The following is a 17,175-nucleotide window of genomic DNA, read 5'->3' on the forward strand; positions in this document are numbered from 1 at the left end:
TTCTGCGCCATGTTGCGTAGCGCACTCCTCACCACGCGCGGTCACATCGACCTGCTGCGGGTGGCCTCGGCCGCGTGTCGCGCGTGCCGAAGCGGCCGCTGACCGACTGCTGAACGGCCCTCCGCCGACTGGTGGTTGACGCCCTCTCGGCGGGCCGCCGCACCACGGGCTTCCCCGTGCCCGTGCCTCCGCCGGTGCCCCGCCCTCTCCGCTTCCCCCTCTTCTCTTCCCGCGAGCCGTCCCGCCCCTCGCCTTCCCCGGCGTGCGCTCCCTCCTGTCGTGACACGGCCGACCGCCGTCGTACGTACGGGCGGTGAGGCGCGCCCACCGCCCTGCCCTCCTGGAGGTTTCCGCCATGACCGTCAGCCATGCACCACCGGATATTTCGCCTTTGTCCGTACAGAAGGAGCCGGTCGTGCCGCCGGGTCCGGAGCTGGTGCCCGTCGAGCCGGGCGGCACGTCCCGGGGGTGGCTGTCCGGGGTGCCCCGGTGGGCGCGGCGGGCAGTCGGGCCGCTGACGCTGCTGGTGCTGTGGCAGGTGCTGAGCGCCACCGGGGCCCTGCCCGCCGATGTGCTCGCCTCGCCCGGCACGATCGCACGGGCCGGAGGGGAACTGGTCGCGGACGGGACGCTGCCGGACGCGATGCTGACCTCGCTTCAGCGGGTGGCCGTCGGGCTGGTGCTGGGCGTCCTGGTGGGAGTGACGCTCGCCCTGCTGTCCGGGCTCTCGCGGCTCGGGGAGGATCTGGTCGACGCCAGCGTGCAGATGCTGCGGACGGTGCCGTGGGTCGGTCTCATTCCGCTGTTCATCATCTGGCTGGGCATCGGGGAGGCGCCGAAGGTGGCGCTCATCGCGCTGGGCGTGGCCTTCCACCTGTATCTGAACGTGTACGCCGGGATCCGCGGCGTGGACGCCCAACTCGTCGAGGCGGGCGAGGCACTGGGGCTCGGCCGCTGGGGTCTGGTACGGCACGTGGTGCTGCCGGGGGCGCTGCCCGGTGCCATGACCGGACTGCGGTACTCGCTCGCCACCGCGTGGCTGGCCCTGGTGTTCGGCGAGTCGATCAACGCCGACGCCGGGATCGGCTTCCTGATGAACCAGGCCCGGGAGTTCTTCAGGACCGACGTGATCGTGGTCTGCCTGGTCGTGTACGCCTTCCTCGGCCTGATCGCCGACGCCCTCGTCCGTCTCCTCGAAAGGCTGCTGCTGCAATGGCGACCGACCTTCACCGGCCAGTGAACCCGGCTTCCGGCACCTCCCCCGCCGCCGTACGGGTGCAGGGCCTGACCCGCTCCTTCGACGGGCGTCCGGTCATCGACGACCTCGAACTGACGTTGAAACCTGGCGAGTTCACCGCGCTGCTCGGCCGCAGCGGCTGCGGGAAGTCGACCCTGCTGCGGGTGCTCGCGGGGCTCGACCGGGAGATCGAGGGCACCGTCCTGGTGCCGAAGCGGCGGGCCGTCGCCTTCCAGGCGCCCCGGCTGATGCCGTGGAAGCGGGTGTGGCGCAATGTGTTGCTCGGGCTGCCCGGGGACCCGGGGCGGGAGGTGGCCGAGGCGGCTCTCGCGGAGGTCGGGCTGGCCCACCGGTCGTCCGCCTGGCCCAAGACACTGTCCGGCGGCGAGGCCCAACGTGCCTCACTGGCCCGCGCGTTGGTGCGCGAGCCGGATCTGCTGCTGCTCGACGAGCCGTTCGGCGCGCTGGACGCACTCACCCGGATCAAGGCGCAGCGGCTGGTGGCCGAACTGTGGCAGCGGCGCGGCTGCGCGGTGCTGCTGGTCACCCATGACGTGGACGAGGCGCTGCTGCTGGCGGACCGGGCGCTCGTGATGCGCGACGGCGTCATCGCGTACGAGACGAAGGTCGCCCTCGACCGGCCGCGCGCGGTCGACACCCCCGAGTTCGGCGCGCTGCGGTCGCGGCTGCTGACGGAGCTGGGGGTGGACGAGTCCGCTTCTCCCGCCCCGCACGCCGCCTGAACCACGCCCTCTCCCCCGCCCCGTCGTTCCCGCACCCGCTCCCCGCACCCCCGCACCTCTCGCTCCGGCTCACGAGAAGAGACCCGCCGTGAAAAGAACGCTCCTGTCCGCCGCCCTGTTCCTCCCCCTGTCCTCCCTGCTGCTGACCGGTTGCGGTGGTGTCTCGTCCGCCGACACCTCGGGCGGCGTGGACGGGTCCGGCTCGCTCACTCTCAACGTCGGTGACCAGAAGGGGGGTTCGGAGGCGATCCTGCGGGCCGCCGGTGAGCTGAAGGACCTCAGCTACAAGATCAAGTGGTCGACGTTCACCTCCGGCCCGCCCCTGCTGGAAGCGGTCAACGCCAAGGCCGTGGACGTCGGCGGGGTCGGCAACACCCCGCCCGTCTTCGCCGCCGGATCCGGTTCGAAGATCCGTGTCGTGGGTGCCTCGCACGGCTCCTCGGCGGGCGAGGCCGTCGTCGTGCCGAAGGGCTCGCCGCTGCGGAGGCCGGCCGATCTGAAGGGCAGGTCGGTCGCGGTCGCGCAGGGCAGCTCCGCGCACTACCAGCTGATCGCCTCGCTGAAGAAGGCCGGGCTGGGCATAGGCGACGTACAGCTGAAGTTCCTCCAGCCGGCCGACGCGCTGGCCGCGTTCAGCCGGGGCAAGGTGGACGCGTGGGCGGTGTGGGACCCGTACACCGCCCAGGTGCTGCGCACACCGGGCACCCGCGTCCTTGCGACCGGCGAGGGCGTCACCAACGGGCTCTCCTTCCAGGTTGCTTCGCCCGGCGCACTGGACGACACCGCGAAGTCGAAGGCGATCGGCGACTACCTGGCCCGTCTGGAGCGGGCGCAGGCCTGGGTGTTCAAGCACCCCGAGGAGTGGGCGAAGGTCTGGGCGAAGGAGACCGGGCTGCCGTACGAGGTGGCGCTGGACGCGGTGAAGCGGTCGTACGGCACCCGTGTTCCGGTCGCCGTCGACGACGCGGCCGTGGCCTCCGAGCAGCGGATCGCCGACACCTTCGCCGAACTGAAGCTGATTCCGCGGAAGTTCGCCTTCAAGGACTTCGTCGACAAGCGGTTCAACGGGTCGCGTCCCGCGTCGACCACCGCACCCCTGAGCTACGGAAAGGACTCCGCCCGATGAGCGTCCACCTGCACTGGTTCCTGCCCACCGGCGGCGACGGGCGCACCCTCGTCGACCGGCACGCCTACACCGACGGCGGGATCAGCCGCTCGCACATCGCCCCGGTGGGCGGAGTACGGGCGCCCGACATCGACTATCTGATCCAGATCGCCAAGGCGGCCGAACAGCTGGGGTTCGAGGCGGTGCTGACACCGACCGGCACCTGGTGCGAGGACGCGTGGCTGACCACCGTGGCACTCGCCCAGCACACGGAGCGGCTGAAGTTCCTGGTGGCGTTCCGGCCGGGGGTGATCTCGCCGACGCTGGCCGCGCACATGGCGGCGACGTACCAGCGGATCACCCGGGGCCGGCTGCTGCTGAACGTGGTGACCGGCGGCGACTCGGCCGAGCAGCGGCGCTTCGGCGACCATCTCGACCACGACCGCCGCTACGCCAGGACCTCGGAGTTCCTGTCGGTGGTGCGCGGCGCGTGGGGCGGGAAGCCCTACGACTTCGAGGGCGAGCACTACCGGATCGAGGGCGGACTGACCGCCCTGCCGCCCGACCCGCTGCCGGAGATCTTCTTCGGCGGTTCGTCGGCGGCGGCCGGTCCGGTGGCCGCCGACCACGCCGATGTGTACCTGACCTGGGGCGAGCCGCCCGCACAGGTGAAGCAGAAGATCGACTGGATTCGGGAACTGGCGGCCGAGCGGGGCCGGACGGTGCGGTTCGGCATCCGGCTGCACACCATTTCCCGGGACTCGGCGCGCGAGGCGTGGGCGACGGCCGACCGACTGCTCGACGATCTGAGCCCGGCGGCCGTCGCCGCCGCGCAGGACGCGTTGGGCAGGAGCGAGTCGGTGGGTCAGCAGCGGATGCTGGCGCTGCACGGCGGCTCGCGGGACGACCTGGAGATCTCGCCCAACCTCTGGGCGGGGGTCGGCCTGGTCCGGGGCGGGGCGGGAACCGCGCTGGTGGGCAGCCACGCGGACGTGGCGGACCGGATCGAGGAGTACCACGCGCTGGGCATCGAGCACTTCGTCCTGTCCGGCTACCCGCACCTGGAGGAGGCGTACTGGTTCGGGGAGGGCGTACGGCCCGAGCTGGTGCGCAGGGGGCTGGTGGGGACGGTGGCGTAGCCGGGACGCGCGGCGGGAAGATCCACGGCCCGCACCCTGTTGGTAGAAACATGAACAACACCGGGGTGCGGGACGTGGACGTCGTGGTCATCGGAGCGGGGCAGGCCGGGCTCTCCGCCGCGCATCATCTGCGCAGGTCGGGGCTGGTGCCCGAGCAGGACTTCGTGGTGCTCGACCACGCGCCCCGGCCCGGCGGCGCCTGGCAGTACCGCTGGCCCTCGCTGACGTACGGCAAGGTCCACGGGATGCACTCGCTGCCCGGGATGGAGCTGACGGGGGCGGACCCGGCCCGTCCCTCGTCGGAGGTGATCGGCGAGTACTTCACGGCGTACGAGGAGACCTTCGGCCTGCGGGTGCGCCGGCCGGTGAACGTGAGCGCCGTGCGCGAGGGCGAGGGCGGGCGGCTGCTGGTCGAGACCTCGCAGGGGGTGTGGGCGGCGCGGGCGCTGATCAGCGCGACGGGAACCTGGGACCGGCCGTTCTGGCCGCGCTACCCGGGACAGGAGCTCTTCCGCGGACGGCAGCTGCACACCGCGAACTACCCCGGGCCCGCGGAGTTCGCCGGGCAGCGGGTCGTGGTGGTGGGCGGCGGGGCGTCCGGGACCCAGCACCTGATGGAGATAGCCCCGGTCGCGGCGGACACCACCTGGGTGACCCGCCGGCCGCCGGTCTTCCGGGAGGGCGAGTTCACCGAGGAGTGGGGGCGGGCGGCCGTCGCCCGCGTCGAGGAGCGGGTGCGGCTCGGGCTGCCACCGCAGAGCGTGGTGTCGGTGACGGCGCTGCCGGTGAACGAGGCGATCCGGGCGGCCAGGGCGAGCGGTGTGCTGGACCGGCTGCCGATGTTCGACCGGATCACGGAGAACGGTGTGGCCTGGGACGACGGACGGCACGTCGAGGCCGACGTGATCCTTTGGGCCACCGGGTTCCGGGCGGCGGTCGACCACCTGGCACCGCTGCACCTGCGGGAGCCGGGCGGCGGGATCCGGCTGGAGGGCACGCGGGTGGCCAGGGACGAGCGGATCCACCTGGTCGGCTACGGGCCGTCGGCCAGCACGATCGGCGCCAACCGGGCGGGCCGGGCGGCGGTGCGCGAGGTACGCGCATACCTGCGGCGGGCGCTGGAGCTGGGGCGGGCGCTGGTGGCGGAAGGGGCCGCGGCCCCGGAGGCGGCGGACGCGGGGGTGGCGGACGCGGAGGCGGCGGTCGCGGGGCGGGAGCGGGCCGGCGGGGTGCCGGAGCCGGAGCCCGTACGGCGGTGACACCCCCGGGCCCGCCCGGCCGGACCTCCCCGGTGCGCTCAGCCGCGTTCCTTCGCCCGGTTCGCGTTGAACTCGGCGACGTTCCGCTTCTGGACCTCGTAGTCGTCCGTGAACCTGGTGTCGCCCGGCTTCACCGTCACGAAGTACAGCCAGTTCCCGGGGGTCGGGCTGCGCGTCGCCCGCAGGGCGTCCAGACCCGGGTTGCCGATCGGGGTGGGCGGCAGCCCCTTGCGCTCGTACGTGTTGTACGGGCTGTCGATCCGGGTGTCCTCGTGGGTGGTGTCCAACGTGCTGCGGTTCATCGCGTAGTTGAGGGTCGAGTCCATCTGGAGCGGCATCCCGCGCTCCTGCCGGTTCCGGATCACCCGGGCGACCTTGCCCATGTCGGTGGGTGTGTCGGCCTCCGCCTGGACGATGCTCGCGACGATCACGTCCCGGTGGACGTCGGGGCCGGTGCCGAGGCGTTCGTTGGCCGTTTTGACCATGTAGGTGAGCAGGGCGGCGGCCGTGGTGCCGTCCTTCACCGGGTAGGTCGCGGGGAACAGGAAGCCCTCCGGGTTGCCCTTGGCTCCGGCGGGCAGCGGCAGGTTCGCCGTACCGGCCGCCTTCTTCGCGGTGCCGGGCGCGGCGCCCACGGCCTTGTCGACCGCCGCGTACACCTGCGAGGCACGCCACCCCTCCGGAACGGTGAGGGACTTGGCGTGGCCGCCCTCCTCCTTCCGCCACAGCAGCAGGAGCACCACACCCACGGCGAGCAGGGCGAGAACGGTGAGGACGCACACCAGCAGGACTCGCCGGCCGCGTCGGGGCATGCGCCGTGAGGAGGGGCGCGTTGACTCCGGGGACTCGAACTCCATACCGGAACGCTAGCCGCCCGGGGACGCCGCGGCGGGGACCCGGAGATGATGATCACAATCCGGCGAACACGCGAACAGGGGATCGGTTGTTCGCTGGAACGCGTGATCCAGCCGGATTTCGTTGCTCAACTCCCTTGTGACGCAGGATGCTTACGGTGCGCAAGCGACGGGCTGCAGACCGTGTTCGCGCAAGTCCCACACATGCACCTTGCACAAGGAGAACCAAAGATCATGAACCTCATCACCGACCTTCTCGCCGGCGCGTTCCACTTCCTGGGCTGGCTGGTCTGACCGAGGTCCTGCCGACTGCGCCGTCTCTCCCCCGTCCCAGGGGAGGGGCGGCGTTGCCGCGTGCGGCGGTCCGTCAGGAGGCCGCGGGCGCCAGCTGCGCGTCCCGCCGGACCAGGGCGGCGTACCGCTCGTCCCGGGCGAGCAGTTCCTCGTGCGTGCCGCGCTCGGCCGTGCGTCCCGCCTCCAGCACCACTATCTGGTCGGCGTCGCGGACCGTGGACAGCCGGTGGGCGATGGTGATCGTCGTACGTCCCGCCGACAGCGCGTCGATCGCCTGCTGCACCGCGTGCTCCGTGCGCGTGTCCAGCGCGCTGGTCGCCTCGTCCAGGATGAGGACCGGCGGATCCCGCAGGATGGTCCGCGCCAGCGCCAGGCGCTGCTTCTCGCCGCCTGAGAAGCGGTAGCCCCGTTCGCCGACGAGGGTGTCGTAGCCGTCGGGCAGCGAGGCGATGTGGTCGTGGATCTGGGCGGCCTCGGCGGCCGCGCGCAGTTCCTCGTCGGTGGCGTCCGGCTTGGCGAAGCGCAGGTTGTCGGCGACCGAGGCGTGGAAGAGGTAGGTCTCCTGGGAGACCACGCCGACCGTACGGGCGAGGGAGTCGAAGTCCAGGTCGCGGACGTCGACGCCGTCGAGGGTGACCCGGCCGCCGGTGACGTCGTACAGCCGCGGCACCAGATAGCTGAGGGTGCTCTTGCCGGAGCCCGTCGGGCCGACGACGGCGAGGCTGCCGCCCGCGGGGACGGTGAGGTCGATGCCGCTGAGGGTCGGGCCGGACTTCTCGTCGTACGCGAAGTCGACGTTCTCGAAGCGGACCTCGCCCCGGGGCTCGGTGAGGCGGACCGGCTCGTCGGGTTCGGTGATCTCCACCGGCAGGTCGAGGTACTCGAAGATCCGCTGGAACAGGGCGAGCGAGGTCTGCATCTGCACGCCCGTCGACAGCAGGCTGACGGCGGGGCGCAGCAGGCCCTGCTGGAGCGAGACGAAGGCCACGAGGGTGCCCAGGGAGACGACCGGCGCTCCCGCGTTCATGCTCAGGCCCGCGGCCCAGTAGATGATCGCGGGCATGGCGGCCATCACGATGCCGATGGTGGACATCCGCCAGCGGCCGGCCATGTTGGAGCGGATCTCCAGGTCGACGAGGCGCTCGGACTCCTCGGTGAAGTTCCTGGTGAGGGAGTCGGAGCGGCCCATGGTGCGGCCGAGCAGGATGCCGCTGACCGAGAGGGACTCGGTGACCGTGGCCGACATGGCGGCCATCTGCTTCTGCCGCTTGGTGGTGATCTTCTTGCGTTCGTGGCCGACCTTGCGGCTGATCCACACGAAGAGCGGCAGCAGGAGCAGCGAGACCAGGGTGAGCCGCCAGTCGAGCGCGAGCATGGCGACGACGGTGGCGACCACCGCGGTCAGGTTGGAGACCAGGGACGTGGCCGTGGAGGTGACGGTGGCCTGCATGCCGCCGATGTCGTTGGCTATCCGGGACTGGACCTCGCCGGTGCGGGTCCGGGTGAAGAAGGCCAGTGGCATCCGCTGGAGCTGGGTGTAGACGGCGGTGCGCAGGTCGTGCATGACGCGCTGGCCGACCGTGGTCGATATCAGGGTCTGCAGGACGCCGAAGACGCTGGTGACGACGGCCGTGGCGATCATGCCGACGGCGAGCAGCGTCAGCAGTCCGGTGCGGCCCTGCGGGATGGCGACGTCCAGGATCTCGCGCAGCAGGAACGGCGAGGCGACGCCGACCAGCGAGGAGGCGCCGACCAGCAGCACGACGACGGCGAGACGGCCGCGGTAGGGACGGAACAGCCGGAGGATGCGGCGCACCTCGGCGGGCGGCTGCGCGGCACCCGGCTCGCGGGGCGGGGGTGTCCACGACTTCTCTTCGGGGTGCATGGGCTCCTTCGGAGGGTGTGCGGGAAGCAAGGCTTCGAGAGCTTAGTTCATTGTTACCTATACTCACAATGCACAAGGTCCTGTTATTGTTCCCCGTATGAGCAACGCTTCGGAGTCCCGTGCCGACTCCCCCGCCGACACCGACGACGGCATGCTGGCCGAGCAGCTGCTCCGGCTGACCCGCCGGCTGCACCGCAGCCAGAAGCGTCAGATGGAGCCGATCGGCGTCACCCCCGGCCAGGCCCGGCTGCTGCGGGTCCTCTCCCGCTACACGCTGGGCGACGGTCCTGCCCCCCGAATGGCGGATCTGGCGCACGGCCTGGAGGTCGTCCCGCGGGCAGTCACCACGCTGGTCGACGCCCTGGAGGAGCAGGGCCGGGTACGCCGGGTGCCCGATCCGGCGAACCGCCGCGTCGTCCGCATCGAGCTCACCGACTCCGGCCGCACCACCCTGCGCGCGTTGCGCAACGCGCGACGCGACGCCGCAGAGGACATCCTTGCTCCATTGACCGCCGCGGACCGGAAGGTGCTCGGCGGGCTGCTGTCCACCCTGGTCGACGGGGGTACCCGCCCCTGCTGAACCACCGCCGCGGCCGCCGCCGGCCCGCCTGCGAGAGGACCCCGCCATGCCGCTCCTGGAGCCGAAGCCGGGGGCCCTGCGCCCGAGCGCCCCGCAGGACGCGGACGCCGGGCCCGCCCCCGACCGGGTGCCCGCCGCGCTGGCGCAGGGCACGCCCGCCGCGCTGCGCCGCGAGCTGACCGCGCTGCTCGGCGCCGACAAGGTCCTGTGGCACGTCTCGGACCTGGTGCGGTACGCGTCGGACGCCAGCCCGTACCGGTTCGTGCCGCAGGTCGTGGTGGTGGCCGAGGACATCGACGACATCTCCGCGGTCCTCTCGTACGCCCACGGCAAGGGCCGCGAAGTGGTCTTCCGGGCCGCCGGCACCTCGCTGAACGGCCAGGCCCAGGGCGAGGACATCCTGGTGGACGTGCGCCGGCACTGGTCCGGCGTCGAGGTCCTGGACGGCGGCGCCCGCGCCCGCATCCGGCCGGGTACCACCGTCGTCCGCGCCAATGCCTCGCTCGCCCCGTACGGCCGGGTGCTGGGCCCCGATCCGGCGAGCGCCCTCGCGTGCACGCTCGGCGGGGTCGTCGCCAACAACGCCTCGGGCATGGCCGCCGGCACCACCCGCAACAGCTACCGCACCCTTTCCTCCCTCACCTTCGTCCTGCCGACCGGCACCGTCGTGGACACCGCCGACCCCCGGGCCGAGGAGGACCTCCGGCATGCCGAACCGGCGCTCTGCGACGGGCTGCTGGCGCTGAAGCGGGAGATCGAGGCCGACCCGGCGCTGGTGGCCCGGATCCGCGCCAAGTACGAGATCAAGAACACCAACGGCTACCGGCTGGACGCCTTCCTCGACGGCACGGGCCCGGTGGAGATCCTGCGCGGGCTGATGGTGGGCTCCCAGGGCACCTTCGGTTTCATCGCGGAGACCGTCTTCGACGCGCTCCCCCTCGACCGGCTGCTCTCCTCCGCGCTGCTGTTCTTCCCCACACTGTCCGCCGCCGCGGCGGCCGTACCGCTGTTCAACGAGGCGGGCGCGCGCGCCGTGGAGCTGATGGACGGCAACACCCTGCGCGCCTCGGTGAGCGTCGCGGGCGTACCCCGCGACTGGGCGGAGCTGCCCAGGGAGACGACCGCGCTGCTGGTGGAGTTCCGGGCGCCCGACGAGCCGGGCCGCGCGGAACACGAGCGGGCGGCGGCAGCGGTGCTGGACGGACTGGAGCTGGTGTCGCCCGTCGCCTCGGTGACCAACGCGTTCACCCGGGACGCGCGGACCATCGCCGGGTACTGGAAGGCCCGCAAGGCGTTCGTGACCGCCGTGGGCGGCGCCCGCCCGTCGGGCACCACGCTGATCACCGAGGACTTCGCCGTCCCTCCGTCCCGGCTGGCCGAGGCGTGCGAGGCGCTGCTCGCGCTCCAGGAGAAGCACGGCTTCGACGCCGCCGTCGCCGGGCACGCCGCGCACGGCAATCTGCACTTCCTGCTGGCCTTCGACGCCGCCGACCCGGCCGACGTCCGCCGGTACGCCGACTTCATGGACGACTTCTGCCGGATGACGGTCGAGCGCTTCGACGGCTCGCTCAAGGCGGAGCACGCCACCGGCCGCAACATCACCCCCTACCTGGAGCTGGAGTGGGGGCCGGTGGCCACCGACCTGATGTGGCGGACCAAGCAGCTCATCGACCCCGACGGGGTGCTCGCCCCGCGCATCGTCCTCAACCGGGACCCCGAGGCCCATCTGCACGGGCTGAAGACCATCCCGCGGGTGGAGGCGGAGGCGGATCCGTGCATCGAGTGCGGTTTCTGCGAACCCACCTGCCCCAGCGGTGACCTGACCACCACGCCGCGCCAGCGGATCGTGCTGCGCCGCGAGATGATGCGCCAGCCGGCCGGCTCCCTGGTCGGCGAGAACCTGCTGAAGGCCTACGGGTACGACGCCGTCGACACCTGCGCCGGCGACTCCACCTGCAAGCTCGCCTGCCCGGTGGGCATCGACACGGGTGCCCTGATGAAGGACTTCCGCCACCGCAGGCACTCGCCGCGCGAGGAGCGTGTCGCCGAGCTGACGGCCAGGAACTTCCGGGCCGTCGAGGCCTCCGCGCGGCTGGCCGTGGCGGCGGCGGACAAGGCCGGCGACCGGTTGCTGACGGCGGTGACCGGCCTGGCACGGCGGGCGGTGCGCCCCGATCTGGTGCCCGAGTGGCTGCCGCAGATTCCGGGCGCGGCTCCGCGCAGACTGCCGCGCACCCCCCGCAGGGGGGCCTCCGCGGTCTACTACCCGGCGTGCGTCAACCGGATCTTCGGCGCGCCCGACGGATACCGGGGGCCCTCGCTGCCCGAGGCGGTGGTCGCGCTGTCCGCGCGGGCGGGAAAGCCGGTGTGGATCCCGGACGACGTGGCGGGCACCTGCTGCGCGACCATCTGGCACTCCAAGGGGTACGGCGCGGGCAACGTCGTGATGGCCAACCGGATCGTCGAGGCGGCCTGGGGCTGGACCGCGGGCGGCGCGTTCCCGCTGGTGGTGGACGCCTCGTCGTGCACCCTGGGCATCGCGCACGAGGTGGTGCCGTATCTGACCGACGACAACCGGGAGCTGCACCGCGAGCTGCGCGTCGTCGACTCGATCGTCTGGGCGGCCGAGGAGCTGCTGCCGGAGCTGACGGTGCTGCGCAGGGCGGGCTCCGCGGTGCTCCACCCGACCTGTTCCATGCGCCACCTGGGCGACGACGAGCAGCTGCGGGAGGTCGCGGAGGCGTGCGCGGTGGAGGTGGTGGTGCCGGACGACGTGCGCTGCTGCGCGTTCGCGGGCGACCGGGGCATGCTGCACAAGGAGCTGACCGATTCGGCGACCGCGCGCGAGGCCGCCGAGATCGCGGACCGGGAGCGGGCCGCCGGGCGGGAGTTCGACGCGTACCTGTCGGCGAACCGGATGTGCGAGGTGGGCATGGACCGGGCGACGGGCCGCTCCTACGCGTCCGTACTGCTGGAACTGGAGCGTGCGACCCGGCCGTGAGAGGGGCCCGGCCGGGGAGGAAAGTCCAAGAGCCCGCCCCAGGAGTCCAACTGGCCCTCTTGCGCATCAACTGCCCCATCCTTCAGGGTCCTTGACGTGGTCTTGACCATTCACGGACGGCACGCATTCCTGGAGGCTTCATGAACGAGGCAGCACCACAGGGCGACGACAACGTTTCTCCCGGCCAGACCCCCGCGGCGGACTCCACCCGCCGCTCCGTGCTGAAGGCCGCCGGCGTGGCGGGTGCCGGGCTCGGGCTCGGTACGTTCGGCGCGGCGGCCACCGCCCGCGCCGCCGAGGCCGGAACCGCGGCAGCCGCCGGACCGGCCGCGGAGCCCGCCGCTCCGCCGCGTCGCGGCAAAACCATGGCGAACGTGCCCTTCGAGCGCCGCTCCACGGTCCGCGTCGGCATCGTCGGCCTCGGCAACCGCGGCGACTCCATGATCGACCTCTATCTCGCCATACCGAACGTCAAGGTCGTCGCCGTCTGCGACCCGGTGAAGGCCAAGTGCGAGAAGGCCGCCGCCAAGGTCGTCAAGGCCGGTCAGCCGGCCCCGGCGATCTACTCCAAGGACGAGGACGACTACCGCAACCTCTGCAAGCGCGGCGACATCGACTTCGTGTACGTCGCCACCCCGTGGGACTTCCACTACGACATGTGCAAGACGGCCATGCTGAACGGCAAGCACGTCGGCGTGGAGTGTCCGCTCGCCATGCGCATGGAAGAGCTGTGGGACCTGGTCGACACCTCCGAGCGCACCAGGCGCCACTGCATGCAGCTGGAGAACTGCGCCTACGGCAAGAACGAGATGCGCGTGCTGCGAATGGCGCACGCGGGCCTCTTCGGCGACCTTCTGCACGGTGCGGGCGCCTACAACCACGACCTGCGCGGCCTGATGTTCGACCCCGACTACTACGAGGGCCCGTGGCGCCGCCTGTGGCACACCCGGCTGCGCGGCGACCTCTACCCCAACCACGGCTTCGGCCCGGTCGGCAACTACATGGACGTCAACCGGGGCGACCGCGCGGTGAGCGTGGTCAGCGTGGGCTCCCCGGCGCGCGGGCTCGCCGAGTACCGCGCGAAGCACATGCCGCCGGGCGACCCGAGCTGGAAGGAGTCGTACATCGAGAGCGACCGTACGATCAGCCTGATCCAGACCGCCAAGGGCAGGGTCATCCGGCTGGAGCACGACGTCTCGACTCCGCACCCGTACAGCAGGATCAACAGCCTCGGCGGCACCCTCGGTGTCTTCGAGGACTACCCGGCCCGGATCTACCTGGAGCCCACCAACACCAACGACCAGTGGGACGACTTCGGCAAGTACGCCGCGGAGTGGGACCACTGGCTGTGGAAGGAGCACTCCAACCCGCCGGGCGGCCACGGCGGCATGGACTACATCATGATCTTCCGGCTGATGCAGTGCATGCAGCTGGGCCTGGTCCCCGACTTCGACGTGTACGACGCGGCGACCTGGACGGCGCCGGTGCCGCTCAGCCATCTGTCGATCCGCGCCCACGGCGCGCCCCAGCAGATCCCGGACTTCACCCGGGGCGAGTGGAAGAAGGCCCGGCCTGGCGTCGACTCGAAGAAGCCGACGGCCTGACGGACCCCCCGGCAGGTGGGTGAACCGCCCTGCCGGGCATACGCGTGGAGAGGGCCGGGCTCGGCGGATCCCGGCCCTCCCGTGCGGGTCAGCTCCTCAGGTAGGCCCGGTCGCCCATCACCACGACCGGTTTGCGTGCCGGGTCCAGGCTCCGCAGCAACGTCTCCATCGCCGCCTTGGAGACGCTCACGCAGCCGGACGTGCCGCTGCCGTGGTCCATGTGCAGCCAGATCCCGCCGCCCTTCCTCCGGCCCTGCGGGCGGGTGGGGTCGTTGGGCGGGGTCCCCTTGACGCGGTTGTAGTCGATGGCGACGACGTAGTCGAAGTCGTGCCAGTGGGTGCGCGCCCAGTCGCGCGGGGCGGCGAAGGAGGCGGAGCGGGTGTAGGGCAGCCTGGCGCCCGGGTCGGCGAGCACCCCGCCCGCGTCGGACAGCGTGAACACCCCGGCGGGGCTGCGCCGGTCGTCCTCGCGGTGGTCGGGGGTCCACCCCTTGGCGCCGTTGTGCGCGGGCCAGCCGGCCACCCGGTCCCAGGTGCCGCTGCGCCCGGTGTCCTTGCCGCCCGCGGGACCGGTTTCGCGGTCGTAGAGGACGACGGTGGCGTCGGCCGAGTCCTTGGCGGCCCCGTACACGACGACGACCTGCCGGGAGTCGGCCGGGATGCGCGCCCGGATCCGGTCCCCCAGGTCGGGGATGCGGTCCAGGCCGCTGGTCGGGGATGCGGAGGGCTTCTTCGCGGCGCCGTGCGGCCGGGCGCCCGTACCGTCGCCGTCGCCGCTCCCGCCGCCGCAGGAGGTCAGGAGCAGCAGTCCGGCCACCGCACCCGCGACGGCCGGACCACGTCGCATGTTCGATTTCGGCATACGACCCATGCTGCCACTACTGCTTGTGCCACCTGTCGTACAGGTCGGACGGGTCGCAGGATGTCGTCTGCACGAGGGTTCCGTTCCCGACGCTGGGGGTGGACAGGCACAGTCCGCTCGCCACGTTCTGCCAGACGTCGTACCAGCCCGAGGGCGGGCCGTTGGGGTTGTCCGCGAAGAAGACGCGCCACTGCTGGGTGGCCGCGGCGGCGTTGCAGAACTGCACGGTGACCGTGCCCGCGCCGGACGCCGGTGCGGTGATGCACCGGCCGGTGCGCTGGTTGGTGAAGGTGAACAGGCCGGTCTGGGTGTTGAACCCGTCGAGCCACTTCTGCTCCGACGCACCGCTGCACGACCACATCTGGAGCTTCGAGGCGTTCTGCGTGGCGTTGTCGAGGCAGTGCGTGGAGTTCCAGATGTTGATCGGGGTGAAGCCCGCCGCCTGTGCGGGGGCGCCGGTCACCGCGACGGCCAGCACGGTGAACGCCGTTCCGACGAGCCCGTACAGGCAGCGTCGTAGGGACCTGTGTCGTAGGGACATGGGCCTTCTCCGGGATTCTCGCTGTGCTCGGGAGAACTGGGGCATGGCGGCGCCCGGACCGGACGGGGCACGTGCGTTGAGCGGGTCCGGGCGCCAAGAGCTGTGCGGCTGCCCGCCGGAGGGGCCCGAGAGTGCATGGCGCCGCCCCCGGCCGGGTGCCAGGAGTCTGTCACCCGGCCCTCGCGCGCACGGCGATTTGGGGAGCGGCTTACCCACTCATGGGCTGTTCGTCAGCAGTACCTGCGGTCCTCCACGAGCGTGCCCTGCACCGTTTTCAGGCCGCGGTCGTAGCAGGTGCCGTCGGAGCCGTAGAACCGGTAGCGCTCGCCCGTCGTACCGACCGCGTGCCGCTGGTCGCGGGGGACGTTCGTGGTGTACGTCGCGTCGCCCCGGTAGCCGTCGTCCAGCTCCGTGAACGCGGTGCGCCGCCCGCCGGTGCGGTGCTCCGTCCGGGCCCGGTCGCCGAGCGAGAGCACGGTCCGCAGCCGGTCGCCCGCGCCGAGGGTGGTCGTGCCGTCCATGGTGTACGTGCGGTTCGTCTCGGCCGACCGCTCCGGCCCGTGCGCGCCCCGGGTGGTGACGGTCTCGTCGTCCGTCCAGTCGCCCTTGAGCGCGTCGAGGGACTCGCCGTCGGTCCAGCGGTGCACCGAGGTGTGGGTGAGGGCGCGGGAGATCCGGGTCTCGACGCGGCCGTGCGAGGTGTTCAGGTGGCCGGTCACGGACAGCCGGTGGCCGCCGCGGGTGTCCAGCCGGTGCTCCGAACCCGGCGTGTAGCGAGTGGAGTTGACCGGCACGCCCTCGGCGTGCCGGGTCAGGGCGCCGGTGACGACACGGCTGCCGTGGTCCTGCCAGACCAGGACGTTCACCGGGGTGCTCCACCCCGCCGCTTCCGCGGGCACCCCGACGACGCCGACCTCGACGCGGTGCGGGCGGCCGTCGTTGAGGAGCCCGGCGAAGGGGGTCAGGTCGTACTGGAGGGGCTTGATGTCCAGGGCGCGCGGGCCGGGGACCACGTACCAGAGGAAGGGGTTGGACCAGCCGCCGGTCCACACCGTCGGGAACGGCGCGGCGATCCCGGCCAGTCGGCCGTCGACCTTGATCTGCACCTCGCGGTACGGCCCGTCGGGCGCCTTGCACGAGTAGGGCGCCTTCTCGGGCACCGCGAGGTACCAGTACTCCTCGCAGCCGCCGCCGGACCCGGTGGCGTACACCTCGGCGAGGACGCGTTCGGAGTTGCGGGGCGTGGTGAGCGTGTCGCCCTTCTCGCCCTGGAGGGTGAGGACCCGGTCGGGGGTCGCGGCGGGCCGGGTGCGGCCCTCGGCGGCGTAGAACGTCAGGGTCGCTTTCACGTCGATGACGCCGGTGTACGTCTCGTCGACCACGTTGCCGATGAGCATCTCGACGCTCTGCGGGCGGCGGAAGGTGTCGCTGTAGCGGGTGACGTCCTTCTCCACGGACCAGGTGATGCCGTCCGGGGAGGGCTGCGGGGTGGAGGTCCGCAGCACCTCGACGCCGCCGACGTGCAGATAGCCGAGCCGGTCGTACTGGCGGCCCTTGACCTTGCCCTCCAGGCGCAGCACCACCTTGTTCCAGCGGTCGCCGCACTTGTCCGGCGGGGTGTAACTGCCCCGGTACGGCGTGAAGTCGCGGAACCGGGCCTCGCCGAGGGTCACCCGGCAGGACCGGGTGGGCGGTACGGCAAGGGGCGGCGCGGCGGTGAGCGGGTCGTGCCAGTCGTTGCCGAACTCGGCGGGCGGCGCGTCCACGGCAACGGGCCTCGGCGCGGCGGCACTTGGGCCCGCACCGAACAGGGCTCCGGCGGCCAGCACGAAGCCGGTCACCATGGACATGACTCTGCGTTGTCTCATGCGACAGGAGTGAATCGCGGGACGGGCGCCGACGCCAGGGGTTCTTCGTCGGGCGCGCGGCGACGGGGGGCGGATATTGGCGCGTTCCGGGCGGTCACGGGCATAAATCGATTGCCCCGCCGGGGGTCGGGGCGCGAACCTTGCACGGTTTGCGCCATCCGGGCACCCGAGCCGACCGACTCCCCGAATTCCGTACACCGAGC

14 protein-coding genes are annotated in these 17,175 nt (G+C 72.1%); 9 read left to right on the forward strand and 5 right to left on the reverse strand.

Features of this window, described 5'->3' with window-relative positions; genetic code table 11:
- The first annotated feature begins 9 nt into the window (after window positions 1-9).
- From ACFYVL_RS30610 to ACFYVL_RS30635, 6 genes are all read left to right on the forward strand, one after another.
- On the forward strand, window positions 10-102 hold the full coding sequence (locus ACFYVL_RS30610; protein WP_389250535.1) for a putative leader peptide: 93 nt from the start codon (window positions 10-12) through the stop codon (window positions 100-102).
- A 253-nt stretch (window positions 103-355) separates the two neighbouring features.
- Window positions 356-1,240, forward strand: a complete 885-nt coding sequence (locus tag ACFYVL_RS30615) for an ABC transporter permease (RefSeq protein ID WP_389250537.1) — start codon at window positions 356-358, stop codon at window positions 1,238-1,240.
- Window positions 1,213-1,980: an ABC transporter ATP-binding protein gene (locus ACFYVL_RS30620; RefSeq protein ID WP_389250539.1), complete on the forward strand. Its 768-nt coding sequence runs from the start codon at window positions 1,213-1,215 to the stop codon at window positions 1,978-1,980. The genes ACFYVL_RS30615 and ACFYVL_RS30620 overlap by 28 nt, the downstream gene beginning before the upstream one ends.
- An 88-nt stretch (window positions 1,981-2,068) precedes the next feature.
- A complete protein-coding gene (locus tag ACFYVL_RS30625) occupies window positions 2,069-3,106 on the forward strand; it encodes an ABC transporter substrate-binding protein (RefSeq protein ID WP_389250541.1) in 1,038 nt (345 codons plus the stop codon).
- Window positions 3,103-4,224, forward strand: a complete 1,122-nt coding sequence (locus ACFYVL_RS30630; protein ID WP_389250543.1) for an LLM class flavin-dependent oxidoreductase — start codon at window positions 3,103-3,105, stop codon at window positions 4,222-4,224. Before ACFYVL_RS30625 ends, ACFYVL_RS30630 begins: the two co-directional genes overlap by 4 nt.
- A 50-nt stretch (window positions 4,225-4,274) precedes the next feature.
- A complete protein-coding gene (locus tag ACFYVL_RS30635) occupies window positions 4,275-5,483 on the forward strand; it encodes an NAD(P)-binding domain-containing protein (protein ID WP_389250545.1) in 1,209 nt (402 codons plus the stop codon).
- Between the two features lie 38 nt (window positions 5,484-5,521).
- Here the strand turns inward: ACFYVL_RS30635 and mltG are convergent, their stop codons facing one another.
- Entirely contained in the window at window positions 5,522-6,295 is a 774-nt protein-coding gene (mltG, locus tag ACFYVL_RS30640; protein WP_389250547.1) for an endolytic transglycosylase MltG, read from the reverse strand.
- A gap of 409 nt (window positions 6,296-6,704) precedes the next feature.
- Window positions 6,705-8,516, reverse strand: coding sequence for an ABC transporter ATP-binding protein (locus ACFYVL_RS30645; RefSeq protein ID WP_389250549.1), 1,812 nt, complete (start codon window positions 8,514-8,516; stop codon window positions 6,705-6,707).
- 97 nt (window positions 8,517-8,613) lie between these two features.
- Between ACFYVL_RS30645 and ACFYVL_RS30650 the strand changes: the two genes are divergently transcribed.
- The 3 genes from ACFYVL_RS30650 (at window position 8,614) to ACFYVL_RS30660 (ending at window position 13,701) form a co-directional block, all read left to right on the forward strand.
- Window positions 8,614-9,096, forward strand: coding sequence for a MarR family winged helix-turn-helix transcriptional regulator (locus ACFYVL_RS30650; protein WP_389250551.1), 483 nt, complete (start codon window positions 8,614-8,616; stop codon window positions 9,094-9,096).
- 46 nt (window positions 9,097-9,142) lie between these two features.
- The gene (locus tag ACFYVL_RS30655; RefSeq protein ID WP_389250553.1) at window positions 9,143-12,097 is read left to right on the forward strand and encodes an FAD-binding and (Fe-S)-binding domain-containing protein; all 2,955 of its coding nucleotides are present in this window, start codon (window positions 9,143-9,145) and stop codon (window positions 12,095-12,097) included.
- 140 nt (window positions 12,098-12,237) lie between these two features.
- On the forward strand, window positions 12,238-13,701 hold the full coding sequence (locus ACFYVL_RS30660; RefSeq protein ID WP_389250555.1) for a Gfo/Idh/MocA family protein: 1,464 nt from the start codon (window positions 12,238-12,240) through the stop codon (window positions 13,699-13,701).
- Between the two features lie 88 nt (window positions 13,702-13,789).
- Here ACFYVL_RS30660 and ACFYVL_RS30665 read toward each other — a convergent pair whose 3' ends face one another.
- The 3 genes from ACFYVL_RS30665 to ACFYVL_RS30675 all read right to left on the reverse strand — a co-directional run bounded on the left by ACFYVL_RS30665 (window position 13,790) and on the right by ACFYVL_RS30675 (window position 16,972).
- Window positions 13,790-14,563 (reverse strand): L,D-transpeptidase family protein, encoded by a 774-nt coding sequence (locus ACFYVL_RS30665; protein ID WP_389250557.1) that lies wholly within the window; start codon window positions 14,561-14,563, stop codon window positions 13,790-13,792.
- Window positions 14,564-14,579: 16 nt separating this feature from the next.
- Window positions 14,580-15,104, reverse strand: a complete 525-nt coding sequence (locus tag ACFYVL_RS30670) for an RICIN domain-containing protein (RefSeq protein ID WP_389250559.1) — start codon at window positions 15,102-15,104, stop codon at window positions 14,580-14,582.
- A 230-nt stretch (window positions 15,105-15,334) separates the two neighbouring features.
- The gene (locus tag ACFYVL_RS30675; protein ID WP_389250560.1) at window positions 15,335-16,972 is read right to left on the reverse strand and encodes a peptide-N4-asparagine amidase; all 1,638 of its coding nucleotides are present in this window, start codon (window positions 16,970-16,972) and stop codon (window positions 15,335-15,337) included.
- Window positions 16,973-17,175 lie beyond the last annotated feature (203 nt).

This window comes from Streptomyces sp. NPDC004111, assembly GCF_042874215.1.
Classification (GTDB): domain Bacteria; phylum Actinomycetota; class Actinomycetes; order Streptomycetales; family Streptomycetaceae; genus Streptomyces.

Bases quoted from the DNA above. Each gene is read 5' to 3' on its own strand.
- ACFYVL_RS30610 (WP_389250535.1), top strand. From the start codon at position 10: ATGTTGCGTAGCGCACTCCTCACCACGCGCGGTCACATCGACCTGCTG.
- ACFYVL_RS30615 (WP_389250537.1), top strand. From the start codon at position 356: ATGACCGTCAGCCATGCACCACCGGATATTTCGCCTTTGTCCGTACAG.
- ACFYVL_RS30620 (WP_389250539.1), top strand. From the start codon at position 1,213: ATGGCGACCGACCTTCACCGGCCAGTGAACCCGGCTTCCGGCACCTCC.
- ACFYVL_RS30630 (WP_389250543.1), top strand. From the start codon at position 3,103: ATGAGCGTCCACCTGCACTGGTTCCTGCCCACCGGCGGCGACGGGCGC.
- ACFYVL_RS30635 (WP_389250545.1), top strand. From the start codon at position 4,275: ATGAACAACACCGGGGTGCGGGACGTGGACGTCGTGGTCATCGGAGCG.
- mltG (WP_389250547.1), bottom strand. From the start codon at position 6,295: ATGCCCCGACGCGGCCGGCGAGTCCTGCTGGTGTGCGTCCTCACCGTT.
- ACFYVL_RS30645 (WP_389250549.1), bottom strand. From the start codon at position 8,516: ATGCACCCCGAAGAGAAGTCGTGGACACCCCCGCCCCGCGAGCCGGGT.
- ACFYVL_RS30650 (WP_389250551.1), top strand. From the start codon at position 8,614: ATGAGCAACGCTTCGGAGTCCCGTGCCGACTCCCCCGCCGACACCGAC.
- ACFYVL_RS30655 (WP_389250553.1), top strand. From the start codon at position 9,143: ATGCCGCTCCTGGAGCCGAAGCCGGGGGCCCTGCGCCCGAGCGCCCCG.
- ACFYVL_RS30660 (WP_389250555.1), top strand. From the start codon at position 12,238: ATGAACGAGGCAGCACCACAGGGCGACGACAACGTTTCTCCCGGCCAG.
- ACFYVL_RS30665 (WP_389250557.1), bottom strand. From the start codon at position 14,563: ATGCCGAAATCGAACATGCGACGTGGTCCGGCCGTCGCGGGTGCGGTG.
- ACFYVL_RS30670 (WP_389250559.1), bottom strand. From the start codon at position 15,104: ATGTCCCTACGACACAGGTCCCTACGACGCTGCCTGTACGGGCTCGTC.
- ACFYVL_RS30675 (WP_389250560.1), bottom strand. From the start codon at position 16,972: ATGAGACAACGCAGAGTCATGTCCATGGTGACCGGCTTCGTGCTGGCC.